Annotated in this window: 21 protein-coding genes and 3 pseudogenes; 9 read left to right on the top strand and 15 right to left on the bottom strand. The window is 70.1% G+C overall.

All coding sequences use genetic code 11. The annotated features are described in order from the left end of the window. The first annotated feature begins 62 nt into the window (after nt 1–62). A complete protein-coding gene (locus ACVNF4_RS02790; RefSeq protein ID WP_461801038.1) occupies nt 63–590 on the top strand; it encodes a DUF1062 domain-containing protein in 528 nt (175 codons plus the stop codon). Here ACVNF4_RS02790 and ACVNF4_RS02795 read toward each other — a convergent pair. The 3 genes from ACVNF4_RS02795 to ACVNF4_RS02805 all read right to left on the bottom strand — a co-directional run bounded on the left by ACVNF4_RS02795 (nt 574) and on the right by ACVNF4_RS02805 (nt 3,317). Continuing rightward, complete coding sequence (locus tag ACVNF4_RS02795; RefSeq protein WP_461801018.1) at nt 574–1,050, bottom strand: GNAT family N-acetyltransferase; 477 nt, start codon at nt 1,048–1,050, stop codon at nt 574–576. The genes ACVNF4_RS02790 and ACVNF4_RS02795 overlap by 17 nt on opposite strands. After that, nucleotides 1,047–1,655, bottom strand: a complete 609-nt coding sequence (locus tag ACVNF4_RS02800) for a DUF1349 domain-containing protein (RefSeq protein ID WP_461801019.1) — start codon at nt 1,653–1,655, stop codon at nt 1,047–1,049. Before ACVNF4_RS02800 ends, ACVNF4_RS02795 begins: the two co-directional genes overlap by 4 nt. A 132-nt stretch (nt 1,656–1,787) precedes the next feature. Beyond that, a complete protein-coding gene (locus ACVNF4_RS02805; protein ID WP_461801020.1) occupies nt 1,788–3,317 on the bottom strand; it encodes an aldehyde dehydrogenase (NADP(+)) in 1,530 nt (509 codons plus the stop codon). A 141-nt stretch (nt 3,318–3,458) separates the two neighbouring features. Here ACVNF4_RS02805 and ACVNF4_RS02810 point away from each other — a divergent pair, with 141 nt between their 5' ends. The 6 genes from ACVNF4_RS02810 to ACVNF4_RS02835 all read left to right on the top strand — a co-directional run bounded on the left by ACVNF4_RS02810 (nt 3,459) and on the right by ACVNF4_RS02835 (nt 9,649). Next, nucleotides 3,459–4,232, top strand: a complete 774-nt coding sequence (locus tag ACVNF4_RS02810) for an IclR family transcriptional regulator (protein ID WP_461801021.1) — start codon at nt 3,459–3,461, stop codon at nt 4,230–4,232. 4 nt (nt 4,233–4,236) lie between these two features. Next, nucleotides 4,237–4,707, top strand: coding sequence for a GNAT family N-acetyltransferase (locus ACVNF4_RS02815; protein WP_461801022.1), 471 nt, complete (start codon nt 4,237–4,239; stop codon nt 4,705–4,707). 79 nt (nt 4,708–4,786) lie between these two features. Further along, on the top strand, nt 4,787–6,232 hold the full coding sequence (locus ACVNF4_RS02820) for a peptidoglycan D,D-transpeptidase FtsI family protein (protein WP_461801023.1): 1,446 nt from the start codon (nt 4,787–4,789) through the stop codon (nt 6,230–6,232). Nucleotides 6,233–6,456: 224 nt separating this feature from the next. After that, entirely contained in the window at nt 6,457–7,023 is a 567-nt protein-coding gene (locus ACVNF4_RS02825; RefSeq protein ID WP_461801024.1) for a SigE family RNA polymerase sigma factor, read from the top strand. Next, nucleotides 7,020–7,871, top strand: coding sequence for a hypothetical protein (locus ACVNF4_RS02830; protein ID WP_461801025.1), 852 nt, complete (start codon nt 7,020–7,022; stop codon nt 7,869–7,871). The genes ACVNF4_RS02825 and ACVNF4_RS02830 overlap by 4 nt, the downstream gene beginning before the upstream one ends. Before the next feature lie 113 nt (nt 7,872–7,984). Further along, nucleotides 7,985–9,649, top strand: a complete 1,665-nt coding sequence (locus tag ACVNF4_RS02835) for a rhamnogalacturonan lyase B N-terminal domain-containing protein (protein ID WP_461801026.1) — start codon at nt 7,985–7,987, stop codon at nt 9,647–9,649. Here ACVNF4_RS02835 and ACVNF4_RS02840 read toward each other — a convergent pair. The 11 genes and pseudogenes from ACVNF4_RS02840 to ACVNF4_RS02890 form a co-directional block, all read right to left on the bottom strand. Next, complete coding sequence (locus tag ACVNF4_RS02840) at nt 9,638–10,537, bottom strand: right-handed parallel beta-helix repeat-containing protein (protein ID WP_461801027.1); 900 nt, start codon at nt 10,535–10,537, stop codon at nt 9,638–9,640. The two genes, ACVNF4_RS02835 and ACVNF4_RS02840, sit on opposite strands and share 12 nt — an antisense overlap. 129 nt (nt 10,538–10,666) lie before the next feature. After that, nucleotides 10,667–11,782, bottom strand: a complete 1,116-nt coding sequence (locus ACVNF4_RS02845; protein WP_461801028.1) for a right-handed parallel beta-helix repeat-containing protein — start codon at nt 11,780–11,782, stop codon at nt 10,667–10,669. 132 nt (nt 11,783–11,914) lie between these two features. Further along, nucleotides 11,915–12,217: pseudogene (locus ACVNF4_RS02850) on the bottom strand (pectinesterase family protein); the annotation flags it as partial. Between the two features lie 154 nt (nt 12,218–12,371). Then, complete coding sequence (locus ACVNF4_RS02855) at nt 12,372–13,712, bottom strand: ABC transporter substrate-binding protein (protein ID WP_461801029.1); 1,341 nt, start codon at nt 13,710–13,712, stop codon at nt 12,372–12,374. Between the two features lie 155 nt (nt 13,713–13,867). Beyond that, nucleotides 13,868–15,109: a Gfo/Idh/MocA family protein gene (locus ACVNF4_RS02860; protein WP_461801030.1), complete on the bottom strand. Its 1,242-nt coding sequence runs from the start codon at nt 15,107–15,109 to the stop codon at nt 13,868–13,870. A 108-nt stretch (nt 15,110–15,217) separates the two neighbouring features. After that, nucleotides 15,218–16,114: a carbohydrate ABC transporter permease gene (locus ACVNF4_RS02865; protein ID WP_461801031.1), complete on the bottom strand. Its 897-nt coding sequence runs from the start codon at nt 16,112–16,114 to the stop codon at nt 15,218–15,220. Continuing rightward, nucleotides 16,111–17,046, bottom strand: a complete 936-nt coding sequence (locus ACVNF4_RS02870; protein ID WP_461801032.1) for a carbohydrate ABC transporter permease — start codon at nt 17,044–17,046, stop codon at nt 16,111–16,113. The genes ACVNF4_RS02865 and ACVNF4_RS02870 overlap by 4 nt, the downstream gene beginning before the upstream one ends. Before the next feature lie 111 nt (nt 17,047–17,157). Further along, on the bottom strand, nt 17,158–18,891 hold the full coding sequence (araD, locus tag ACVNF4_RS02875; RefSeq protein ID WP_461801033.1) for an L-arabinonate dehydratase: 1,734 nt from the start codon (nt 18,889–18,891) through the stop codon (nt 17,158–17,160). After that, nucleotides 18,888–19,799, bottom strand: coding sequence for a dihydrodipicolinate synthase family protein (locus tag ACVNF4_RS02880; RefSeq protein ID WP_461801034.1), 912 nt, complete (start codon nt 19,797–19,799; stop codon nt 18,888–18,890). The genes araD and ACVNF4_RS02880 overlap by 4 nt, the downstream gene beginning before the upstream one ends. Next, the gene (locus tag ACVNF4_RS02885; RefSeq protein ID WP_461801035.1) at nt 19,796–20,470 is read right to left on the bottom strand and encodes a GntR family transcriptional regulator; all 675 of its coding nucleotides are present in this window, start codon (nt 20,468–20,470) and stop codon (nt 19,796–19,798) included. The genes ACVNF4_RS02880 and ACVNF4_RS02885 overlap by 4 nt, the downstream gene beginning before the upstream one ends. A gap of 135 nt (nt 20,471–20,605) precedes the next feature. Beyond that, complete coding sequence (locus ACVNF4_RS02890; protein WP_461801036.1) at nt 20,606–21,358, bottom strand: MBL fold metallo-hydrolase; 753 nt, start codon at nt 21,356–21,358, stop codon at nt 20,606–20,608. A gap of 157 nt (nt 21,359–21,515) precedes the next feature. Between ACVNF4_RS02890 and ACVNF4_RS02895 the strand changes: the two are divergent. Next, nucleotides 21,516–22,154: pseudogene (locus tag ACVNF4_RS02895) on the top strand (MFS transporter); the annotation flags it as partial. A 597-nt stretch (nt 22,155–22,751) separates the two neighbouring features. After that, nucleotides 22,752–23,345: pseudogene (locus tag ACVNF4_RS02900) on the top strand (MFS transporter); the annotation flags it as partial. Nucleotides 23,346–23,719: 374 nt separating this feature from the next. On the opposite strand, the gene ACVNF4_RS02905 reads toward ACVNF4_RS02900, so the two are convergent. Then, nucleotides 23,720–24,357: TerD family protein (locus ACVNF4_RS02905; RefSeq protein WP_461801037.1), on the bottom strand; the 638-nt coding region annotated here is incomplete at its 5' end.

Consider the following 24,357-nt stretch of genomic DNA (forward strand, 5'->3'; position numbering starts at 1 on the left):
GGTCTTCTCACTGGAACCGGTGTACTTCCTTGCTCACCAACTGGGCCACCACCTGGCTTGTCATGCCCACCGGCATGCCCCTCGTCCTCCGCCGCTGCCGCACCTGCGCGTCCGGCCGCTTCCGGGCGGACGGCAAGTTCCGCGTCAACGCCAACCACAAACTCCTCGACATCTGGCTCCTCGTGCTGTGCACGTCCTGCGGGGAGACGGCGAAGCTGACGGTCCTGGAGCGGGCGAACGTCCGCTCCGTGCCGCCCGCGCTGCTGGACCGCCTCCACGCCAACGACCCTGCCCTGGCAGCCGAGTTGCTCCAGGACCCGGCCCTGCGGCGGCGCAACCGCATCGCCCTCGACTGGGCCGGAGCCTGGCGCCTCGACACCGGCGGCACAGCTCACCCGGACGGCGACACGATCGACGTCTCCGTCCGGTTCGCGGCGCCGGTCCCGGTGCGGCCGGTGCGGCTGATCGCCGAAGGGTGCGGGCTCTCGCGGGCCGAGGTCGAGCGCCTGCTCGCGCAGGGCAGGCTCGTCTCGGCGGTTCGCCTGAGCGGCAAGCTCTCCGGCGACTTCACCTTCACGCTGAAGCGCTGAGTACCGAGTAGCGCAGGTACAGGTGGTGGTCCCCCTCCCCCGGCGGGTTCTCCGGGTCGGGGGTCCACCCCTGGCGGGCGTAGAACGCCTGGGCCCGCTCGTTGTCGACGTGGACGTCGAGGACGGCGCTCTCCCGCCCGTCGGCACGCCAGCGCCGTACGCACTCCGCGTGCAGCGCCGTGCCGAGTCCGGTGCGCCAGTGGTCGGGGTCGATGTGGAACTGGAAGAGTTTCACAACCGCTTGTGCGTCGCCCGGTGGGCGGAAGGAGGCGATGCCGACGACGCGCTCGTCCGCCAGCGCGCACAGCACACGCCCGTCCGGGTTCGTGATGGCCGCGCGCCAGCCCGCGAGCCAATCCGTGCCGTCCTCGGGGAGGCCGTCGGGGTAGTAGGTGGCGCGGGCCCGGCGGTGGAGGGCGGCGATCGTCTCGACGTCCTCGGGCAGCGCCTCGCGGATCAACTGCCGTCCCTCAGGTCCTTGGGCCAGTACGGGCGGAACTCGATGTGGTCGTACGTGACGACGCACTGCTCCCCCATCGGCGACTGCGCCATGAAGCCGACCAGGGCGGCGCTGGTCTCCTCCGTGTCGCCGAGGGTGAACAGCCTGACGAACGTCCAGTGTTCGCCGTCGCGGGAGGCGTGGAAGGCGAAGGCGCGGCCGGTGCGGCTGACCCGGAGCCACGCCGAACTGCCGTCCACGGTGAAGGAGTTGGCGTCGTCGGAGTGGCCGCGGGTGACGACCGTGCAGACGGTGGGGACGCTCGGCGACAGCTCCAGGCAGAGTTTCGCCCACTCGCGGTCGCCGACGTGGACGTACAACACCCCTGCGTCGAAGGCCGACTTGAAGCCGACGGTCACTCGTGCGACGAGCTGGAAGTCCCCCTCCGGCGCCCCCAGCAGCCGAGGAGCGTCGGAGGCGGGCTCCAACGACTCCTCGGTCGGCGAGACGAAGCGATCCTGCCGGGCCCCGGCCCATCCGCTGAGCACGCCGTCGTCGTAGGACCAGTGGCCGTCGGGGCCGTAGGTCCTTAGGGGGAAGGGGAGTTGGGGCACAGAGAGATCCATGTCCGAATCATCTCAGGGCACGGCCAGCGCCGTTAAGGGGCGGGGGGCTGTGTCTATGTGCGGCTCCGCCGCGTGGGCGCGAGCAACCACGACGAACCGGTACTCGCGCAGCCGCACAGCACCCCCTACGGTCTAACGCTCCAGCACCCCGTTGAACCGCCGAGGCAGCCCCAGCTCGTTCTCGTCCCGCAGCTCCACCGGAAGCAGCGCGGCAGGCGTCGTCTGGTAGACGACCGGACGCATCCAGCGCTCGATGGCCGTACCGCCGACGGAGGTCGAGGTGGAGGTGGTGGCCGGGTACGGCCCGCCGTGGTGCTGGGCGGCGGCGACGGCGACCCCGGTCGGCCAGCCGTTGACCAGCACGCGTCCGGCCAGCGGCGTCACCTCGGCGAGGAGGTCGGCGCCACGGCCCTCGCCGGCGGCCTCGGACTCCGAGAGCTGGACCGTCGCCGTGAGGTTCCCGGGCAGCCGCGACAACACGGACGTGACCTCGTCGTCGTCCTCGTAGCGGACCACGACGGTCACCGGGCCGAAGCACTCCTCCAGGAGGAGGTCGTGCTCGCCCTCGGTGGCCAGCCGGGCGGCGGGGACCGTGAGGAAGCCGGGGCTGACGGTGTGCTCGCCGCCCGCGCCGGGGGTGACGGGGGACTCGACGCCGGGGAGCTTCGCGCGCTCGGCGACACCGGCGATGAAGTTGTCGCGCATGCGGTGGTCGAGGAGGACACCGGCGTCGGTGTCGCTGACAGCGGCGGTAAGCGATTTCACCAGGCCGTCACCCGCCTCGCCGGACGGCACGAGGACGAGGCCCGGCTTGACGCAGAACTGGCCGACGCCGAGGGTCATGGACCCGGCGAGGCCCGTGCCGATGGCCTCGGCGCGCTCGGTGGCGGCGGCCTCGGTGACGACGACGGGGTTGAGGGAGCCCAGCTCGCCGTGGAAGGGGATCGGGGTGGGGCGCGCGGCGGCGGCGTCGAAGAGGGCGCGGCCACCGCGGATGGAGCCGGTGAAGCCGGCGGCGGAGACCAGCGGGTGCTTGATCAGCTCGATGCCGGCCTCGAAGCCGTGGACGAGACCGAGGACGCCCGCCGGGATGCCCTGCTCGGCGGCGGCGCGGCGGATCACCTTGGCGACCAGCTCGGACAGGGCCGGGTGGTCGGGGTGCGCCTTGACGACGACGGGGTTGCCCGCGGCGAGCGCGCTCGCGGTGTCGCCGCCGGCGACGGAGAAGGCGAAGGGGAAGTTGGAGGCCGAGTAGACGGCGACGACGCCGAGCGGCACCTTGTAGCGGCGCAGGTCGGGGATCGGCGGGGTGGCGGTGTCGTCGGGGTGGTTGACGACGACGTCGAGGAAGGCGCCCTCGTCGACGATGGCCGCGAACGCACGCAGTTGGTAACAGGTGCGGGCCAGCTCGCCGTTGAGGCGGACCGGGCCGAGCGCGGTCTCCGCGTCGGCGGTCTCGACGAGGGCTTCCTTGGCCGCTTCGAGCTGGTCGGCCGCGCCGCGCAGGAAGGCCGCGCGGACGGTGCGGTCGGCGAGGGAGGCGCGCGCGCCGTGGGCGGCGCGGACGGCGGCGTCGACCTCCTGGGCCGTCGCCTCGTCGGCGACCTGCTCCCGCTGCTTCCCGGTTCGGGGGTCGACACTCCAGACTGGTGCTGCTGCCACCGGGGGTCCCTCCAACAAGTCGCGCTGCGGTCTCCTGATCACCACCAGAGCTGTTCGATATACTGAACATTGTCCGTGATGGTGAATATGCTGTTGCAGACTATAACTTCAGCTTCTCGTCGAACGAAGGGGTCACAGTCGATGGCGGCAGGCGAGGCGGGGGGCGGGGCCCAGGTCAAGTCCGCGGTGCGGACGGTCGAGCTGCTGGAGTACTTCGCGGGCCGTCCCGGGATGCACTCCCTCGCGGCGGTCCAGGAGGCCGTCGGCTACCCCAAGTCGAGCCTCTACATGCTGCTGCGCACGCTGGTGGAGCTGGGCTGGGTCGAGACGGACGCGACGGGCACCCGGTACGGCATCGGCGTGCGCGCGCTGCTGGTCGGCACGTCGTACATCGACGGGGACGAGGTCGTCGCGGCGGCCCGCCCGACCCTGGACCGGCTGTCGGACGACACGACGGAGACGATCCACCTCGCGCGCCTGGACGGCACGAACGTCGTCTACCTGGCGACCCGGCAGTCCCAGCACTACCTGCGCCCCTTCACGCGCGTGGGGCGTCGTCTCCCCGCGCACTCGACGTCCCTCGGCAAGGCCCTCCTGTCGACGTACTCGGACGAACAGGTCCGCAAGATGCTCCCGGAGACCCTCCCGGCGCTCACGGAGCACACGATCACGGACCGCGAGAAGCTCATCGAGGAGCTGCACGCCATCCGCGAGCAGGGTTTCGCCGTGGACCGCGAGGAGAACACGCTGGGCCTGCGCTGCTTCGGCGTCGCCATCCCGTACCGCACGCCCGCGCGGGACGCGGTCAGCTGCTCCGTCCCGGTGGCCCGCCTCACCCCGGCGCACGAACAGCTCGTCAAGGACGCCCTGTTCGACGCCCGTGACCGCCTGACCCTCGCGACCCGGAGGCTCTGAGCCCGTGGACATCGCCCTGCGTCCCGTGCACGGCAGCGATCTGCCGGTCTTCTTCCGGCACATGTCCGACCCCGAGTCGCTGCACATGGCCGCCTTCACCGCCGAGGACCCGAACGACCGGGACGCCTTCGACGCCCACTGGAAGCGCAACCTCGCCTCCGACGCCGTCCACCGCACGGTCCTGGTCGACGGGGACGTCGTCGGGCACGTGACGGTGTACGGGGACCCCGGCGAGCGGGAGGTCACCTACTGGATCGACCGGTACTTCTGGGGGCGCGGCATCGCGACGGCCGCGCTGCGGGCGCTTCTCGCGGAGGTCGCGGAGAGGCCGCTGCACGCGCGCGTGGCGCTCGACAACGCGGGGTCGCGGCGGGTGCTGGAGAAGTGCGGGTTCCGGGAGACCGGGCGGGACTCCGGGTACGCGAACGCGCGCGGGGCGGAGACCGAGGAAGCCGTCCTGGTCCTGGACGCCTGACGGGCCGCACATGAACGTCTGGTGAGAAAACGGGCGGGACGGGAACTCTCGACCCCGTCCCGTTCGTCCTTTTGTTCGTATGAACAGGACCATCAGGCGTACCGCCGTCTTCGCGCTGCTCCTCGTGTTCGCCCTCCTGCTGCGGGCGACCTGGGTGCAGTTCTACGAGGGCCGGGCGCTCGCGGACGACCAGCACAACCGACGGAACGCGATCCAGACGTACTCGGACCCGCTCGGGAACATCATCGTGGCCGGAAAGTCGGTCACGGGCTCCGCGAAGACCGACGGCGACCTCAGGTACAAGCGGACGTACACGAACGGCAAGCTGTACGCGGCGGTGACGGGCTACGCCTCGCAGGCGTACGCGCCGACGCAGTTGGAGGGCATCTACGCCGACGTCCTGAACGGCACGGACACCCGCCTGAAGACCGTCATGGACACGGTCACGGACCAGCGCGCGAACCCGGGCAACGTGATCACGACGATCGACCCGGCCGTCCAGAAGGCCGCGTACGACGCCCTGGGCGACAAGAAGGGCGCCGCCGTCGCGATCGACCCGAAGACCGGGCGGATCCTGGCCGTCGTCTCGACCCCGTCGTACGACCCCTCGACGCTGACCGACGCGAACACGGCCGGCGGCGCGTGGAAGAGCCTCAACGCGGACTCCGACAAACCGCTCGTCAACCGCGCGCTGCGCCAGCCGCTGCCCCCGGGGTCGACGTTCAAGCTGGTCGTGGCCGCCGCCGCACTGGAGGACGGGCTGTACGACAGCGTGGACGCGCGGACGGACAGCGAGAACCCGTACACCCTCCCGGGGACGCGGCAGGTCCTGGCCAACGAGAGCAAGTCGGCGCCGTGCCTGAACGCGTCGATCCGGGTGGCGCTCCAGTACTCCTGCAACAACGTCTTCGCGCACATGGCCGTCCAGCTCGGGCAGGACAAGGTGCGGGCGATGGCGGAGAAGTTCGGGTTCAACGACCAGGCGCAGGACGTGCCGGTGCGCGCGTACGCCAGCGTCTACCCGAAGGACATGGACAAGGCGCAGACGGGCCTGACGGGTATCGGCCAGTTCGACGTGACGGCGACGCCGCTCCAGATGGCGGCGGTGTCGGCGGCGATCGCGAACGGCGGCAAGCTGGTGTCGCCGCACATGGTCGCGCAGGTCACCGACAGCGGCGGGGACGTCCTGGAGGACATCGACGGGAAGGCGTCGACCACACAGGTCGTCAGCTCGCGCACCGCCGAGCAGCTCCAGTCGGCGATGCAGACGGTCGTCCAGGCCGGGACGGGGACGAACGCGCAGATCAGCGGGGTGACGGTCGGCGGGAAGACGGGTACCGCGCAGCACGGCGAGAACAACAGCAAGACGCCGTACGCCTGGTTCACGTCGTACGCGAAGGCCGGGGGCAAGGAGGTCGCCGTCGCGGTGATGGTCGAGCAGTCGGACGCGGCGCGCTCGGAGGTCAGCGGGAACGGGCTGGCCGCTCCCGTCGCGAAGGCGATGATGGAGGCGGCCGTCAAGTAGCGCCGTTTCACGGTGTGAATGCCGGGTGGATCGTTCCTGTGGTGAACCCGCTCCGGGTCTTCGACGTGTTACGGAATCGGGCCCCGTGACGGCCGGTCCTGCGCACGATGTTCGAAGACCCGTACGAACCACGCAAGTCGAACACTGCTACGCTTCCGCATCTCGTCCCGGTGATCTCCTCGGGGCCCCCATGTCATTCACATGCCGCACAGAAAAGGTCGCCCGTGGGCACAGTCGTGGACGACGCCGCCTCCGTGGAGTTCCATGCCTTCTTCGACCGCCACTACGCCGAACTGTCCCGGCTCGCCTACTTGTTGACCGGGGAGTCGGACACCGCTGACGATCTGGCGGCGGACGCGCTGCTGGCGCTGTGGCACCGCTGGGACCGGGTCCGCGCGGCCGACCATCCGGTGGCGTACGCCCGTGGGGTGGTCGCCAACCTGGCCCGGACGAAGATCCGCAGCGCGGTGCGGGAACGGCGCAGGATCGCGCTGTTCTGGTCGCAGCGCGAGGAGAAGACGGAGGATCCGGACGTCGCGGGCGTGGTGGACGTGCAGACCGCGCTGCGCAGCCTCCCGTTCCGCAAGCGCGCCTGTGTCGTCCTGCGGCACTCCTTCGACCTCTCCGAGAAGGACACCGCTCTCGCGCTCGGGATCTCGGTCGGTACGGTGAAGAGCCAGACCTCGAAGGGGATGGCCGAGTTGCGCAAACTGCTCGGCGCCAGTCAAGCTCCGCAGCGGGCGCGTTCCGTCATGGTGCGCGCCTCCGAGTCTGCGGGAAGGGACCGATGACGATGCGGCGGGACGTGGACGACGATCTGCGCGCCCGGCTGCAGGAGGCAACCGAGCGGCACGAACCCGACCGCGCGCGCATCCTGGCCCGGGTGGAGCGCGGCATGATGGCCGACGCCGAGCCGCAGCGCCATCGCCAGACACGCCCGGTGCTGGGCTGGGCACGGATCGTGGGCGCGACGGCGGCGGTCGCCGGGATGCTCGCGGTCGGCGGATACGCGGTGGCGTCGGTGGTGAAGAGCGAACCGCCGGCCGAGCAGACGGTCGCGGTCTCGCCCTCTCCCGAGAGGTCCCCGGACGCGACGAGCCGTCCGCCGAACTCGCCTTCGCCGACACCCGGTTCAGGTTCGGCTTCGAGTCCTTCGGCACCGAAGAGCCCGAACCCGACGCACACGGCGGAGAGTTCGCCGTCGCCGACGGGCAGCGGGACCCCCTCGGCGGGCGGCCGGACCGACGGGCCGCTGTCGTCGGACGGCTCGGTGGATCCGCACAGCAACGACTTCTGGGCGCAGAGCAATGTCACGCTCAAGACGTCGAAGCAACTCACCGCGCTCACCGTCCAGTTGAAGGTCGCGCAGACCGGCGGTGTCTCGAACACGGGCGCCTGGCGGGCGCTGCCGGAGGACGACTTCACGTTCACGGCCGCCGAGCAGGGCGGGTTCCTGGTGTACACGTGGGTCCTCAAGGAGGGGCGGATCGTGTACCCCGGGGAGTGGGTGTTCGCGGGGCAGTACGACCACGACCGGGGCGGGCGGGACGCCGGGGGCGACTCGTACGCGATCTCGGGGACGGCCGAGGGCCAGGGACGGTCGGTGGGCGGGGGCTTCTCCGGCGGCACCTCTCAGTAACGCCGACAGTTCCCGGTAACCACGGAAAAAAGTTTCCGCGAAGGCGGCAACCTTTTCCCCGCGTGCGGCAACGTCAGGGAGGCACCACCTCCCTGACCCCCGGAGCACCCCCCTTGAGCACGCACCGCAGAACCTCCCTCACCCGCCGCCGGGTCCTCGGCAGCTCCGCCATCGCCCTGGCCGGAGCCGGCACCGCGGGTGCCTTCGGCCTCGTCTCGACGGCCGCCGCCGCGACGTTCGGGTACGCCGACGACGGCAAGGAGTACGTCGTCGACACGGGTGCGCACCTGGTGTTCAGGGTGTCCAGGACGACCGGCGACCTGACCTCGCTCGTCTACAAGGGCAAGGAGTACGAGGGGTACGGCGGCAAGCACTCGCACGTGGAGTCGGGCCTCGGCAGCGCGACCGTCACGGTGCGGCAGTCGGGGTCGACGATCCTGATCAAGGCGGTGCACGGACCGGTCACCCAGTGGTACGCGGCCCGCAGCGGCCAGGACAACGTTTACTTGTGGACGCACAAGGCCGACGCGTCGTTCACGGCAACGCGTTTCATCGTCCGGCTCAAGCCCGGTGTCTTCCCCAACGAAGGTGCGGACTCCTGGATCGAGGCGTCGGACAAGGTGATCGAGGCGGGTGACGTCTGGCGGCGCGGCGACGGGACGACCCACTCCAAGCACTACTCCGGCAAGCGGGTCGCCGACTACGACTACGTCGGGTTCAAGGGAGCCGACTCGGCGCTGTGGATGGTCCGTTCCAATCATGAGAAGGCGTCCGGCGGCCCCTTCTACCGCTCGTTGCTGCGGCACTCCAACGACCTCGGCGCCGGTCTGTACGAGATCCTGCACTACAACCAGGCCCAGACCGAGCCCGAGCGCTTCGGTCTCCAGGGCCCGTACGTCCTCGCGTTCACCGGCGGTGCCGCGCCGGCGTCGTCCCTGTTCGCCGGGGGCCTCGACACGTCGTGGGTCGACGGGCTCGGGATCACCGGATGGGTCGGCACGAAGGGGCGGGGGAAGGTCGCGGGGGTCGGGCTCAAGGGGATGTCCTCGGCTCATCCGTACACCGTGGGGTTCGCCAACTCCGAGGCGCAGTACTGGGCGAGGGCCGCGAGCGGGAGCGGTGCGTTCTCGTGCGCGGGGATGCTGCCGGGGACGTACACGTTGACCGTCTACAAGGGCGAGTTGGCCGTCCACACGACGACCGTGAAGGTGACGGCGGGGGCGACGAACGCTCTCAACTCCCTGCCGATCAGCGGCGATCCGTCCACCGCGAGGACGCTGTGGCGGCTCGGGGACTGGGACGGCACGCCGTCCGAGTTCAAGAACGCGGCCCTCATGACGTACGCGCACCCCTCCGACGCGCGTGCCGCGAAGTGGACGGGGAACGTGACGATCGGCGCCGGGGACGCGGGGTCGTTCCCGGCGTACATGTGGAAGGCCGTGAACGACGGGGTGCGGATCCACTTCAAGCTGACGGCCGAACAGGCTTCCGCCGCACGGACGTTGCGAATCGGGGTGACGGACGCGTTCGCGGGCGGGCGGCCCCGGGTGACGGTGAACGGCTGGACCTCGGCGGTGCCGACGGCGCCGTCCCAGCCGTCGACCCGGTCGCTGACGACGGGCTCGTACCGGGGCAACAACCACACGTTCAGCTATCCGGTCCCGGCGAGCGCGCTGTCCACGGACAACGTGCTGACGCTGAACATCGTCAGCGGGTCGAGCGGCGAGGCGTTTCTGAGCCCGGGGACTTCTTTCGACTGCATCGATCTACTGGCGTGATGTGCGGTTCTCGGTGAGGCGGGCCTTTCCGCTGGGAAAGTGGAAAGCGGCTCCCTTGTTCGCGTAGGCAGTATTGCGGTTCAGTCGGATCGCTCCGGTGTTGGAGTCCTCGGTGAAGCCGTCGCGGGAGTTTTCGTAGGCGGTGTTGTCGTTCACCTCGTGTGCCACGGAGACTCCCCCGCCGCCGAGTTCGAAGCCGTTCCGGTTGCGGTAGGAGCTGCTTTCCTCGACGGTGACCGGGGAGGAGAACTGCCACAGGTCGAGCCCGTCTCCCTTGTTGTCGTAGAGACGGGCTCCGGTCACCTTGTTTCCGGTTCCGGAGCCGAATTTGACGGCGATTCCCTCGGTGTTTCCGTGGCTGTCCAGGTTCTGTACGAGGTTGTCGGCGGTGCCGTCGCCCCGGAGCGTGAGGCCGGTGTCGCCGTTGCCCTCGGTGGTCAGGTTCTTGAAGACGCCGCCGGTGGAGGAGGTGACGACGAGGCCCTGGCCCGGGGAGTTCTGGAAGGTGAGGTTCTCGACGGTCCAGTGGCTGCCGGTGATGGCGGCGAGGGAGGAGCCGGCGGGCAGTTTCGATCCGTCGATGCGCACCTTTTCCTTTCCGTACGCTTTCAGGGTGATCCGTGCGGAAGCGGTGCCGCCGGCCGTCGACCTGAGAGGGGCGGACGGAATGTATGTCCCTCCGCGCAGGAGAATGGTGGTGCCGGCGACCGCGTTCTTCACGGCGGTTTCGAGTTGGGTGGCGTCGTTCACGGTGACTGTCACGGACGCCGCCTGGGCGCCGTTGTCGGAGAGGCCCAGGAAGAATCCCCCGGCTCCGGCCGAGAGGGAAATCGCCGCGGCGATCGAGAGGGTACGGGTTCGGCGATGACGTCCGGTGCTGAGCCGCACGGGGTGTTTCCTTTCCTCGGGCCCCTTTGGTACGGGGGTCGGAAAGGAGTCGTCGCGGGGCCGGAAAAGGTTGCCGCCCCCGCGAAAGTTTCGATGCCTTTCGTGGGGGCGGCGAAGTGTGGCGGCACGTCAGTTCATCGTCGCCCCGATGGTCGTCGACCCGGTCGTCAGGAACGTCGTCGCCGGCAGAGTCCCGCTGGAACTGCGGGAGTTGTACACCGAGGACGCGTCCGTGGAGCGGAAGGGGGGTGTACTCACCCCGGAGTCCCAGTTGTTGCCCGACGACGTCGTCTTCGACCCCTTGCCGACCGCGCCGCCGCCGTTGCTGACGGCGAGGTTCTTGCCGAGCTTCGCGGAGCCGGTCGCGAAGTAGTAGCCCCACTTGCTGTTGGCGTACGCGGTGGTGCGGTTGACGGTGATCGCGCCGGTGTTGCTGTTCTCGGTGAAACCGTTGCCGGCGTTGCCCCAGGCCGCCGAGTTGTTGACAACGTGGGCGACGGAGGGCCCGTTGCCGCCGAGCTTGTACCCGTTGCCGTTGCCCTCGAACGCGGCGTCGCCCCAGCGGTTGACGCCGTTGCCGAAGGCCCAGGTGTGCTCGATGGTGACCGGCGAGGAGAAGGACCAGAGGTCGATCCCGTCATCCGAGTTGTTGTAGAGACGTGCTCCGGTGATCAGATTCCCGGTGCCGGAGCCGAACTTGACGGCGACGCCGTCGGCGTTCTGGCCGTGGGTGGCGGCGTCGTAGTTGCCGTAACTGTCCAGGTTCCTCACGGTGTTGTTGACGGTGTTCGCCCCGGTGAGGGTGAAGCCGGAGTCGCCGCCGTTGACGGTCTTGATGTTGTTCCAGTTGGTGCCGGTGCAGGACTGGCAGACGACGGCGCTGTCCTTGGCGTTCTGGAACGTGATGTTGGAGACGTTCCAGTAGGACGCGGTCAGTTTGAAGATCCAGGAGCCGGCTGCCATCGAGGAGCCGTCGATCTTCACGGTCTCCGAGCCGTAGGCGGTGAGGGTGATCGGTGAGGAGGAGGTGCCGTTGGCGGTGGACTGGAGTGTGGCCGTGGGGTGGTAGGTGCCGCCGCGGATCTGGATGACGGTGCCGGCGGTGGCGTTCTTGACGGCGTTCGCCAGGTCGGTGGAGTTGCCGACGACGACGGTCGCGGCCTGGGCGGGGATGGGGAGTGCCAGGGCCGCTGCGGTGCCGAGGGTGAGTGCCGCGGCGGTGGTGAGGGCTGTACGACGAGACATGGAGTGCGATCCCTTTCGTCGTGTGGGGAGTTGGGGTCTTTCAGTGGTGCGCTCGGGGACGCCGGCCCCCGAGACAGGTACGCGGAGTGTGGACGACCGCCTCCGTGTCCGTCAGTCGAGGCCGGTTCTCCGGCGGACGGTCGGCATCGGGTGGGCGGTGGTGTCCGAGCTGGGGACGCAGGGGCGGGCCAACTTGTATGCGGCGTCGGGTGCTTGGCTGGTCACGCGGCTCCGGGTGACGAGGAATCCGCGTGGGTTGGCGCCTGCCGTCGAGGGCGCGAAGACGAAGCCGTACGGGGCTCCGGTGAGGTCGGTGCGGCCCAGCGTGCGGAAGTGGCAGCGGTCGGACACGGCGGTCGCGCGGCCGAAGACGACGTCGACGTCCCCTTCGATGTGGCAGTCCGCGAAGTACTGGCGGGCGAACGCGGGAAGGGCCGACCGTGCCGTAGCGCCCGAGGGCGTTGAGGATAGACGTGTCATGATCATGCCATTTCCGTGCGTGCATGGTGCGGCTCTCCTTTTCGAAGACGGAGGTGGGGGTGGCCCGTGTCCTGCAATGCACAGGCCACCCCGCGCCGATCAGCAGCCCTTATCCCCGTTGCTGCTTCCATTCCTTCTGAGCCGCGTTCAGGTCATCGGCCATCTTGTCCAGGAACCCTTTCGCGCTCATCTTCCCCAGCAACACCTTCTGGAAGTTCGGCTCATTGTCCGCCTTGGAGATCGTGTTCCAGTCAGGCAGGTAGTACGGCAGCTGCACAATACTGGTCGACCCGTCCGTCAACGCGGCGGCAGCCAACTTCGTCGGCTCGGCTTTTCGCACCCACGTATCCCCCGCCGCCTCCGTATTGGACGGCACCTGCCCGGCGGACTCGTTGAACTTGGAGTTCTCCGCCTCGGACACCGCGAACTCGATGAACTTCCAGGCGGCCTCCTTGTTCTTGGAGGCCTTGAACACCCCGAGACCGTCGACCGGGTTGGAGACCTGAACCCGCTTTCCACCGGCGACGGTGGGCGAGGGGATCCCCCGGAACTTGCCCACGCCGAACGCCTTCACATGGTCCTGATAGGAACCGAGATTGTGGTTGAGCATCCCGATCGTGCCGGAGTCCCACTGCGCGACCATCTTCGTGAAGTCGTTGTTGAGGTCGGCGGCGGGTGTGACCTTCTTGTACAGCGCGGCGTACTTCTCCAGCGCGGTGACGTTCTTCGGATCGTTGAGGGTGGTCTTGTCGCCGTTCCAGAAAGAGGCGATCTGGGACTGGCCGTACATCGCGTCGAGGGCCTGCGCGATGGAACCGGCGCCACCTCGGATGGTGTACCCGAATTCGTTCTTTCCGGCGTCGGTGAGTTTCTCGGCGGCGGCGTAGAAATTGTCCCAGGTGGTGGGCGGCTGGAGTCCGGCTTTCTGGAAGAGGTCGGTCCGGTAGTAGAGGACGCCGTTGTTGGCGGAGGTCGGAATGGAGTAGAGCGTCCCGTCGCCACCGCCGGCGGCCTTGAGGGAAGCGACCATGTCCTTGTTGAGCTTGCTGTTCAAGGGCGACTTGGCGAGCCGGCCGTCGAGCGGCTCCAGCGCCTCCTGCGCGGCGAACCCGGCGAGCATGGCCGCGCCGACCCCGCCGACGTCGGGCAGTCCGCCGCCCCGGATCGTGGTGTCCACCTTGGACTGGTACTCGGTCGCGGCGATCCCGACGTACTCGACGTCGATGTCGGGGTTGGCCTTCTCGAAGTCGGCGATGATCGTCTTCCAGATGTCGGTGCGGACGCCGCCGTTGTTGTCCCAGAAGACGATCTTCCCGGCGCCGCTGCCCTCGGCCCCCTTCGCGCCGCTGCCGTTGCCGTCGTCTCCGCAGGCGGTGGCGGTGAGGGCGAGCACGGACCCCAGGGCGACGGCTGCGGCCACCCGGTTGTTTCTGCGGTTTCTGTTCGTCATCGGTCGGCTCTCTTCGTGTGGTGTGGTCCGGCAGGGTCGGTGCGGGGTTCCCAACAGGCTGGCTGTGCCTACGAGTTGCGGGGAGCTGATCCGGAAGCGGGTGAAGACGGCGGGGCCCGCGCGCCCGTGCAGGACGGTGGTGTCGGGGGCGGTCGTCACAGGCTCACCTCCGTCGGCTGTGCCCAGGGGGCGCCCAGCTCGGAGTAGAGAGCGAGGGAGTCGGCGGCCTTGTCCACGAGGTCGTCGATCCCGGGAACCACCCGGCGTTCTTCGCCGTTCAGGAGGTACCAGGCGCTTTCGGGCAGCGGAGAGGGGTCCGGGGCGGTGCGGATCGCTTCCACGACGGCCATGAAGGCGCCGGTGGAGTCGGGAGGGACGAGAAGGGTGGTGCTGCCTGTCAGGTGATCGACGAGGTTTTCGAGCAGGTCGGTACGGCCGTACTCGTACTCCTCCGGGCCGTGCCCGGCGCGCTGGAGGAGGACGCGGTCCTGCTTGTACCAGTAGGTGATCCGGCCCCGGCTGCCGTGGACGAGGACGTACGGCTCGCCCGGCCGCTCGGCGCACAGGGTCGCGGCGACCGTGATGGAACGACCGTGAGAGGTGGTGACGCGAACGCAGGAGGTGTCGTCGGACTCGATGGCGTTGGAGTGGAACAGCTCGGTCTCCACCCGGGCCACGTCCTCGGCGCGGACGGCGCCGTCCAGGGCGAGGGCGGTGGCGACGGCGTGGGCGAGCGGGTTGGTGAGGGCGCCGTCGACGACGTCCACCCCGCCCAGACGCCGTCTGCCCGCCCAAGGCGCACGCCGGTAGTAGGACTCCGCGCGGGCCCACGCGCCGGCTCCCCCGACCCCGGTGACCTCGCCGATCGTCCCGTCGGCGATCAGCTCCCGGATCGCGGGGACGGCATGCGAGCCGAGCGACTGAAACCCGATCTGACAGGCGACGCCCGCCTCGGCGACCCCGTCGGCCATCCTCCGGAACTCCGCGAGGGACGGCGCGGGCGGCTTCTCCAGCAGCAGGTGGACGCCTCTGCGGGCGGCGGTCAGCGCAAGGTCGGTGTGCGTCGGGATGGGGGTGCAGATCACGGCGATCCGGGCGCCGGTGGCGTCGAGGAGGGCGGCGAGGTCGGGGGACTGCCGGATGCGGTTCCCTGCGGGGCCCCCGGGGCTGGTCCCGGCGTGAGCCTCTCCGGCGGGGCTGCTCGCGACGGAGCCACTTCCGGCGCCCGCTGCGGCTTCAAGAGTGCCCAACCCCTCGGGGATCTCCTCCTGTCTCAGCGGGGTGAGTTCGCAGATGCCCGTGAGGCGGACGATGCCCTTGCCCTGGAGGCGGAGGATGTTGTCGAGGTGCCAGCTGCCGTGGCCGCGTGCCCCGGCGAGGACGATGTCGATGCTCATGGGGTCACGGCAGCCTTTCCGCGCCCGTGTGCCGTGCGGGCGCCGTCGGTCCAGGGGTGAGGGCGGACAGGGACAACAGGGCGTCGGTCAGTACGAGTTGACGGAGCATCACCCCTTCACCGCCCCCGCGCTGAACCCGGTGATGAGCCACTTCTGGATGAACGCGAAGACGATCACGACGGGCACGGCGGCGATGATGCCGCCCGCGGCGAGCGCGCCGAGGTCGACGCTGTCGGCGCTCATCAGGGTGTTGAGGCCGACGGGGATCGTCTGCTTGTCCTGGTCGCTGAGGAACATCAGGGCGAAGAGGAAGTGGTTCCAGGAGTGGACGAACGCGAAGGAGCCGACGGCGATGATCCCGGGCCGCAGCAGCGGCAGGACGACGATGCGGAACGCGGTGAAACGGTCGCAGCCGTCGACCCAGGCCGCTTCCTCCAGCGAATAAGGCACGTTCTTGATGAAGTTGCTGAGCAAAATCATCGACAGCGGCAACTGGAAGACCGTCTCGGCGATGATGACGCTCACCAGCGAGTTGATCATCTTCAGTTCGGCGAAGATCTCGAAGAGCGGGACGAGCAGCAGCGCGCCCGGCACGAACTGCGAGCAGAGCAGCGCGAGCATGAACCCGTTCTTGATCCTGAAGTCGAAGCGGGCGAGGGCGTAGCCGCCGGAGAGGGCGACGAGGGTCGTCACGAGGAGCGTGGCGACGCCGACGTAGACGCTGTTCTCGAAGTAGGTCCCGAATTCGCGCTCCGTCCACACCTTTTGGAAGTGGTCGAAGGTGATCGGCCAGGGCACGAGGGAAGTCGAGCCGGCCGGGCGGAGTGCGAAGAGGAGGATCCAGTAGAAGGGGATCAGCGTGAAGACGAGGTAGACCGAGAGCGGCAGGTAGAGCTGCCAGCGGGGGACTTCGTCCCAGGCCCGGCGGTGTTTGACGGGGCGCGGGGGTTCGGGGTCGTCGTGCGCCGGGGTGGGGGCGGTCACGGTGGTTTCCTCGGTGATCACTTGGACTCGCCTCCGAACTTGCTCAGCCGCAGATAGACCATCGAGCAGAAGAGCAGGATCACGAACGCGACCGTGGTCAGCGCGGACGCATAGCCGAAGTTGTGGGATTCCACGCTGGTGTTGGCGATGTAGAGCGGGAGGGTCGTGGTCTCGCCCGCGGGTCCGCCGCCGGTCAGGGTGTAGAGGAGGTCGACGTTGTTGAACTCCCAGACCGCGCGCAGCAGGGTGGAGAGGATGATCGCGTCCTTCAGGTGCGGCAGCGTGATGTGCCAGAACTGTTCGAGGCGGCTCGCGCCGTCGACCTCGGCGGCCTCGTACAGGTCCTTCGGCACGGATTGCAGGTCGGCGAGGATGAGGATCGCGAAGAACGGCACGCCGCGCCACAGGTCGGCGACGATCGCGGCGGGGAAGACGGTCGAGGTGTCCGAGAGCCAGCTCGTGCCGTAGGAGCCGAGGCCCAGGTCCGCGAGGTAACGGGTGATGCCTGTCTGGGAGTTGTAGAGCAGGACCCAGATCGCGGAGGTCAGCACACCGGAGACGGCCCACGGGGAGAAGACCAGCGCGCGGCCGAGCGCCCGCCCCACGAACGTCTGGTTGACGATCAGTGCCAGCGCGAGGCCGAACAGCAGTTGGAGGCCGACCTCGACGAAGACCCACTTCGCGCTGAAGGTCAGCGTGTCCCAGAACTGCGGGTCGTCGGTGAAGATCTGCCGGAAGTTGTCGAGTCCGGCGAAGCCGTCCCGCCAGGGCTTGGTGGGGTTGAAGTGCTGGAGGCTGTAGTAGAAGACGCTGAGCACGGGGTAGGCGATGAACCCCAGCATCAGCAGGGCCGCCGGTGCGATCAGCAGGTACGGGAGTCTGCGCGGGGTGGCGGAGGCCCGGTGCCGCCGGGGTGGCGGGGGCGTTTTCGCCACGGCTGCGGCTTGGGCCATGACTGTCTCTCCGTTCAAGTGCGGTGTGCGGCGGGCCTGTTCACGTGCGGCGCGCGGTCAGCGCATTCCCCCCGGGGCGGACGGCCGCCCGTTCGTGCCGTGCGGGGTGGTTCAGCCGGCGTACGGGTCCTGGACCTTGCCGGGGCGCGCGAGGAACTCGAAGTCGCAGCCGGTGTCGGCCTGCGTGATCTGCTCGTTGTAGAGGGCGCCGTAGCCGCGCTCGTAACGGGTGGGCGGCGGCGTCCAGTCGGCTCGGCGGAGCGCCAACTCGTCGTCGTCCACGTCGAGTCGGAGGGTGCGGGCGGCGACGTCCAGGGTGATGGTGTCGCCGGTGCGGACCAGTGCGAGGGGGCCGCCGACGTACGACTCGGGCGCGATGTGCAGGACGCAGGCGCCGTAACTCGTGCCGCTCATGCGGGCGTCGGAGATGCGGACCATGTCGCGGACGCCCTGCTTGAGCAGGCGGTCGGGGATCGGCAGCATGCCGTACTCGGGCATGCCGGGGCCGCCCTTGGGCCCGGAGCCGCGCAGCACCAGGACGCTGTCCGGGGTGATGGCCAACTCCGGGTCGTCGATGGTGCGTTGCATGGTCTTGTAGTCGTCGAAGACGACCGCGCGGCCGGTGTGCTTCAACAGGTGCTGTTCGGCGGCGATGTGCTTGATGACCGCGCCGTCCGGGCAGAGGTTGCCGCGCAGGACGGCGACTCCGCCCTCGGCGGCGACCGGGTTGTCGCGGGTGCGGATGACGTCGTCGTCGTGGACGACGGCGCCTTCGAGCTGGCTGCCCAGAGTGCCGTTGACCGTGGGCCTGTCCAGGTGGAGCAGGTCGGTGATCCGGGAGAGGAAGGCGGGGAGGCCGCCCGCGAAGTAGAAGTCCTCCATCAGGTAAGTCCGGCCGCCGGGACGGACGTTGGCGAGGACGGGGACGGTGCGGGCGATGCGGTCGAAGTCGTCCAGCGTGAGCCGCACGCCCGCGCGGCCCGCCATCGCGATGAGGTGGATGACGGCGTTGGTGGAGCCGCCGAGCCCGAGGACCGTGGTGACGGCGTCCTCGAACGCCTCGCGGGTGACGATCTCCGAGGGCTTGAGGCCCGTCCAGGCCAGCTCCACGGCCCGGCGTCCGGAGGCGGCGGCCATCCGCTCGTGCGCCGAGTCGACGGCGGGGATCGAGGAGGCGCCCGGCAGCGTCATGCCGAGGACCTCGGCGGCGGCGGTCATCGTGGACGCCGTCCCCATGGTCATGCAGTGACCCGGGCTGCGCGCCAACCCGCCTTGTAATTCCCGTAATTCACAGTCCGTCAGGTTTCCGGCGCGGTGCTCGTCCCAGTATTTCCACATGTCGGTGCCGGACCCGAGGGTCTCGCCGCGCCAGTGTCCGGGCAGCATCGGGCCCGCGGGGACGAAGAGTGACGGTATGTCAGCTGAGGTGGCGCCCATGAGGAGGGCGGGTGTCGACTTGTCGCAGCCGCCGAGCAGGACGGCCGCGTCGACCGGGTAGGACCGCAGCAGTTCCTCCGTCTCCATGGCGAGGAGGTTGCGGTAGAGCATCGGGGTCGGCTTCTGGTAGGTCTCCGAGAGGGTGGAGACCGGGAATTCGAGCGGGAAGCCGCCCGCCTGCCACACCCCCCGCTTGACGGCCTCGGCCCGCTCCCGCAGGTGGACGTGGCAGGGGTTGATGTCCGACCAGGTGTTGAGGACGGCGATCACCGGGCGGCCCCGGTACTCCTGCGACTCGTAACCGAGCTGGTGCATACGGGCGTTGTGCGACCAGGTGCGTAACTGGCCCTCGGTGCCGTACCACTGATGGCTTCTCAGCTCTTCCGGTGTCTTGCGAGGTGCGTTCACAGGGACCACCCGGCGGCTATGGCGGCGACCTCGGCGCGCTCGTCCTCGGGCAGCGTCCGGCTCGGCGGGCGCACCTCCCGGCGGCACAGGCCGAGCGAGGCCAGGGCCTCCTTGACGACAGTGACGTTGTTCGCGGAGCCGTTCGCGGCGCGCAGTTCCTCGAAGCGCCGGATCTGCTCCCAGACCTTCATCGCGGCCGGGTGGTCCCCGGACCGCAGCGCCTCGATCATGTTCAGCGAGACGGCCGGGGCGACGTTCACGAGCCCCGAGGTGAACCCGGTCGCCCCGGCCGAGAAGTACGAGGGCGCGTACGGCTCCGCGAGCCCCGCGACCCACGCGAACCTCTCCAGACCCGCGTCCCGGGCGAACGCCGCGAAGCGGGCCGCGTCCGGGACGGCGTACTTGACGCCGATCACGTTCGGGCAGTCGTCCGCGAGCCGCGCGAGCCGCTCCCCGTGCAACCGCGCGTCGCGGATGTACGGGACGACACCCAACTCCGGTACGGATGCGGCGATTTCACGGTGGTAGTCGACCCAGCCGTCCTGGGAGACGTACGGGTGCACCGGCTGATGGACCATCACCATCCGGGCGCCGGACGACCGTGCGTGGCGGGCGGCGTCGACGGCCGACGGGATGTCGTGGCCGACGCCGACGAGCACCGAGGCGCGGCCGGCGGCCTCGTCGAGGGTCAACTCCGTTACCGTGCGCCGCTCTTCGGGTGTGAGCGTGTAGAACTCCCCGGTGTTCCCGTTGGGGGTGAGTGTGGTGATACCGCCGTCGAGGAGGCGGCGCAGCAAGGCGCGGTAGACGGTTCCGTCGAGGGTGCCGTCCTCGGCGAACGGCGTCACGGGGACGGCGACGACATCGGCCAGGGCCGCGCGCTGGGTCTCGAACGCCACGTCGCTCATGCCCGGCCCCCGTCGTCCGCCGCTTCCTGGTCCGACTCCCTTTGCGGAAAGGCGCGTTCGACGAACGACCCGATGTGGGCGTGCAGCGCGCGGGCCGCGCCGTCCGCGTCGCCGGCCAGGGCGAGCCGCAGTATCCGCCGGTGCTCGCCCGCCTCCCGCTCCCAGGACGGCGACGACGCCCACGCCACGGCGGAGACCAGTGCGGCCTGGTCACGGACCTCGTCGAGCATCCGGCCGAGCAGCGGGTTGCCGCACGGCAGGTACAGGGCGCGGTGGAACTCCCGGTTGGCGAGGGAGCGTTCGGCCGTGTCGCCGGCCTCGTCGGCGCGGGTCAGCGCCTCGCGGGCGGCGTCGAGGGAGGCGCCCCGGCTCACCGTCCGGCGCAGCGCCTCCGGTTCCAGCAGGAGCCGTACGTCGTAGACCTCGCGCGCCATGTCCGCGTCCACCATCCGTACCGTGACGCCCTTGTACTGGCTCATCACGACGAGTCCGGTGCCGGCCAGGGTCTTGAGCGCCTCGCGCACCGGGGTCTTCGACACCCCGAAATGTGCGGCGAGTTCGGCCTCCACCAGTGCCTGACCCGGCGTCAGACGGCCGGTGAGGATGCGGCGTTTGATCTCTTCCAGGACGTACTGCGTCCGGGAGGGGATCGGCGTGGGCACAGAGGTCATGTACGCCTCTCGGATCTCGACTGAGCGGATCTCGCACATCGCGTCTCATATATGACGTACGAAGTACGACGCGTCGAAGGTAGGAAGGGGGCGAGTGGTTCGTCAATGCTTCTGGCACAAGGGAGTCGGGGGGGTTCAGAAGCGGAGCGTGTCGCCCTCCCGTGCCATCCGGGTCGGCCCGTCGAAGGCCAGCGCCGCGCGGCCCGTCGCCGTCTGCCTGGTCAGGCCCGGTCCGACGTGCGTGACGACCAGCTCCCGTACACCCGCCTTGCGCGCCGCCTCCCCCGCGTCCTCCGGTGTCATGTGCGCCTGTTCGCCTTCGCGATGCCGGTCCAGGTCCGCCTCGCACAGCAACACGTCGGCCCCTGAGGCGAGTTCGGTGAGCGCGTCGCACGGCGCCGTGTCCCCCGAGTACGCGAGGACGCTGCCCTGGCACTCCGCGCGCAGCCCGTACGCCTCCGTGTCGTGCCGGACCGCGCGGGCGGCGAGGCGGAGGTTCCAGTGCCGGACGAGGAGGCCGTCGTACAGGGGCCGGAAGTCGAGGATCCCGCTGAGGAAGCGGACGTCCGCCTTGCCGAGGAAGCCGGCCACGCGCAGGGCGCAGTCGCGGGGCGCGTACACGGGGATGGGGGCGGCCGGGGTCATGCCGCCGAACGCGAACGCGTACACCGCCGAGAGGAGGTCGGCGCTGTGGTCGGCGTGCAGGTGCGACAGCCAGATCGCCGTCAGCTTCCTGGGGTCCGTGTGCCGCTGCAACTCCGCGAACGTTCCGGGTCCCGCGTCGATCCACACCTCCGCGCCGCCGCCGCGCAGCAGGTAGCCCGAACAGGGGCGATCCGGCCCGGGGTAGGGGGAGGCGGTGCCGAGGACGGTGAGGCTCAGGGGCATGGGTCGGAGGGTACGGGCGAGGGCGGTGGGGCGTCCGGGGATCGGGGGGATCTGCCGGGATTTCGCGGGGTACTCAGACGCGGCGCTGTCCCCGGCGTCATACCTAAGGCTTTCACCCGATGTCGTACCCACCCCCTTAGACCCACGATGACCAGGCATGACGACAAGCACCTGGGCCGTCCTGCGCGACCGTGACGCGGCCCTCTACCTCACCGGCGTCGTGATCTCCGGGTTCGGGACCTCCGCGCTCTGGCTCGTCTCCGGCGTCTGGGTCAAGGACCTCACCGGCTCCGACGGGCTCGCCGCGCTCTGCATGCTCGCGATGTGGCTGCCGACCCTCGCGGGCCCTCTCCTCGGCGCCCTCGCCGACCGTTTCCCCCGCAAACCCCTCCTCATCACCTCCAGCCTCTTCCTCGCCGCTCTCCTCCCCGTCCTCCTCCCCGTCGACTCCCCCGGCCTCGTCTGGCTCGTCCTCACGGTCCTCTTCCTCTACGGCGCGACCGGCGTCGTCAACGACGCCGCCGAAGCCGCCCTCGTCGCCACCACCCTCCCGGCCCACCTCCTCCCCGACTTCAACGGCCTGCGCATGGCGATCACCGAGGGCATGAAACTGGTCTCACCACTGGCCGGCGCCGGGCTGTACACGCTGTACGGCGGACCTGCGGTGGTACTGCTGGACGCGGGGACGTTCGTGCTGGCGGCGGGGGTCTACGCGGGGCTGCGGGTGCGGGGGACGGGGGCGAGTGAGGCATCGGCGACAGGCCGACCGGAGGACGAGCGGGCGGGGGGCGCGAGGCGAACGACGGAGAGGGACGCGGCACCGGGAACGGGGCAGCCGGAGGCTGAGCGGGCCGGGGGCGCGGGCCGAACAGCGGAGAGGGACGCGGCACCGGGAACAGAGCAGCCGCAGGCTGAGCCAGCCGGAGGCGCGAGGCGGGCAACGGAGAAGGACGCGACGCCAGGAACAGAACAGCCGCAGGCTGAGCCAGCCGGAGGCGCGAGGCGGGCAGTGCGCGAGGAAGCCGCGCCGGAACGCCTCGGCGCCGGACGGCCAGGGGCTGCGCCGGAGTATCCCGGAACCGGACAGCCGGGAGACGCCACACCGGAACACCCCAGGACCGGACGACCAGAGGCTGCGACGTCGGAACACACCGAAACCGGAGAGCCAGGAGACGCCACACCGGAACACCTCGCGAGCGGCCAGCCGGAGCACGCGGGACAGGTGCAGGGGCGGCCGGCGGTGTCGGCGCGGCCTGGTGCCGGGCGGCTCCCTGCTGCGGGGCGGGCCGTGGAAGGGCTGTCCGAAGGGGAAGCCGTGGAGGACGAGGGTGTTGAAAGGGCCACGCCGGGGCGTTCGCAGCGGCTTCGACGGCTCCTCTCTCCCGCCCTCGCCGGCGCCCGCCACCTCTGGGCCCACCCCCGACTGCGGCCCCTCGTCCTCGCCGGAGGCGTCACCATGCTGTGCGCGGGCGTGAACGGGGCGCTGCTCTACGCGGTGATCGACGGCCTCGGGCACTCCCCCGCGTTCGCCGGGGCGCTGTACGCCGTACAGGGCGCCGGGTCCGTGACGGTCGGGCTCTTGTCGGGGCGGCTGCTGCGCCGGCTCGGGGAGCGGCGGTTCGCGGCGTGGGGCATCGGGGTGACGGCCGTCGCGGTGGCCCTGCGGGCTCTTCCGTACGACGCCGTCGCGCTCGTGTCCAGCGCGCTGATCGGCGCCGGCCTGCCCTGCGTGCTGATCGCGGCGTTGACGGCCGTGCAGCGGGAGACGCCGGACGAGTTGCTGGGGCGGACGGTCGCCACGGCGAACACGCTCGTGTTCGCGCCGAACGTGATCGGGCTCGGGGCGGGGGCGGCACTGGTCGAACTGGTCGACTATCAGCCGGTGTTGGTGGCACTCGCGGCCGTATGGCTGGCGACCTCCCTCCCGTTGCTGCGGGGCGGGACGGCCGGCCTGCGGACGGAGACGGCGCCCGCCCGACACGGATGAGGGACGGCGTTCCGCTCCCAACGCCGGTGAGGCTCCGCGGGTGAGACACCGACCGCCATACGGCCCTCGCCCATGAGGCACCTGCCGACACGTGCCCCCGGTCTCCTGAGGTGCTCCGGCCCCGAGACGGCTCTCCCGCGCGCAGCGGCTCCAACCGCCCCTCCCCGCTCGGCGGCGAAGGCCAACAGGGGAAACGGCACGGCCGTCACATGGTGTGCGACCTCCAGCAGGGCCGTCCGGCCGGAGCCGCCCCCTGTCCCGGGACGCCATCCGCGCCGAGCCGCTTCTGCCACGGCAAGGTGGGGTCCGGCGGGCGGCACCCCGAGCTCCCCGCCCCGGCCCGCCCGCCCCGCAGGAGCCGCTCCGCCCGTCCGCTACAGCGCCTGACTCGCCGGCTTCACCATGTTCCGAACCGTCCGTGCCTTCACGAACTCGCCCATCGCGGTCATCTCCCACTCCCCGGAGAACTGCTTGATCAATTTAGCCATCATCACCCCCGTCTGCGCCTCCGCGCCGGTCAGGTCGAAGCGGACCAGTTCCTCGCCGCTGGCGGCGTCGATGAGGCGGCAGTACGCCTTGGCGACCTCGGTGAACTTCTGGCCGGAGAAGGAGTTGACGGTGAAGACGAGGCCGGAGACGTCCTGGGGGATGCGACCGAGGTCGACGACGATGACCTCGTCGTCACCGCCGCCCTCGCCGGTGAGGTTGTCCCCGGAGTGCTTGATCGCGCCGTTGAGGATCGACAGCTTGCCGAAGTAGCAGCTGTCGATGTGGTTGCGCTGGGCCCCGTAGGCGATGACGGAGGCGTCGAGGTCGATGTCGCGGCCCCGGTAGGCCGGCTCCCAGCCGAGGCCCATCTTGACTTGGGAGAGCAGCGGCCGGCCGCCCTTGACCAGGGACACGGTCTGGTTCTTCTGGAGGCTGACGCGGCCCTTGTCGAGGTTGATCTTGCCGGCGCCGGGCGGGGGCGTGGCCGGCATCGGGGGCGCGGCGGCGGGGGGCGGGGTGGCGG

The sequence above is a fragment of the Streptomyces sp. S6 genome, from assembly GCF_054880855.1.

Bases quoted from the DNA above. Each gene is read 5' to 3' on its own strand.
- ACVNF4_RS02845 (WP_461801028.1), bottom strand. From the start codon at position 11,782: ATGTCTCGTCGTACAGCCCTCACCACCGCCGCGGCACTCACCCTCGGC.
- ACVNF4_RS02885 (WP_461801035.1), bottom strand. From the start codon at position 20,470: ATGACCTCTGTGCCCACGCCGATCCCCTCCCGGACGCAGTACGTCCTG.
- ACVNF4_RS02820 (WP_461801023.1), top strand. From the start codon at position 4,787: ATGAACAGGACCATCAGGCGTACCGCCGTCTTCGCGCTGCTCCTCGTG.
- ACVNF4_RS02810 (WP_461801021.1), top strand. From the start codon at position 3,459: ATGGCGGCAGGCGAGGCGGGGGGCGGGGCCCAGGTCAAGTCCGCGGTG.
- ACVNF4_RS02800 (WP_461801019.1), bottom strand. From the start codon at position 1,655: ATGGATCTCTCTGTGCCCCAACTCCCCTTCCCCCTAAGGACCTACGGC.
- ACVNF4_RS02860 (WP_461801030.1), bottom strand. From the start codon at position 15,109: ATGAGCATCGACATCGTCCTCGCCGGGGCACGCGGCCACGGCAGCTGG.
- ACVNF4_RS02830 (WP_461801025.1), top strand. From the start codon at position 7,020: ATGACGATGCGGCGGGACGTGGACGACGATCTGCGCGCCCGGCTGCAG.
- ACVNF4_RS02870 (WP_461801032.1), bottom strand. From the start codon at position 17,046: ATGGCCCAAGCCGCAGCCGTGGCGAAAACGCCCCCGCCACCCCGGCGG.
- ACVNF4_RS02880 (WP_461801034.1), bottom strand. From the start codon at position 19,799: ATGAGCGACGTGGCGTTCGAGACCCAGCGCGCGGCCCTGGCCGATGTC.
- ACVNF4_RS02890 (WP_461801036.1), bottom strand. From the start codon at position 21,358: ATGCCCCTGAGCCTCACCGTCCTCGGCACCGCCTCCCCCTACCCCGGG.
- ACVNF4_RS02790 (WP_461801038.1), top strand. From the start codon at position 63: ATGCCCACCGGCATGCCCCTCGTCCTCCGCCGCTGCCGCACCTGCGCG.
- ACVNF4_RS02855 (WP_461801029.1), bottom strand. From the start codon at position 13,712: ATGACGAACAGAAACCGCAGAAACAACCGGGTGGCCGCAGCCGTCGCC.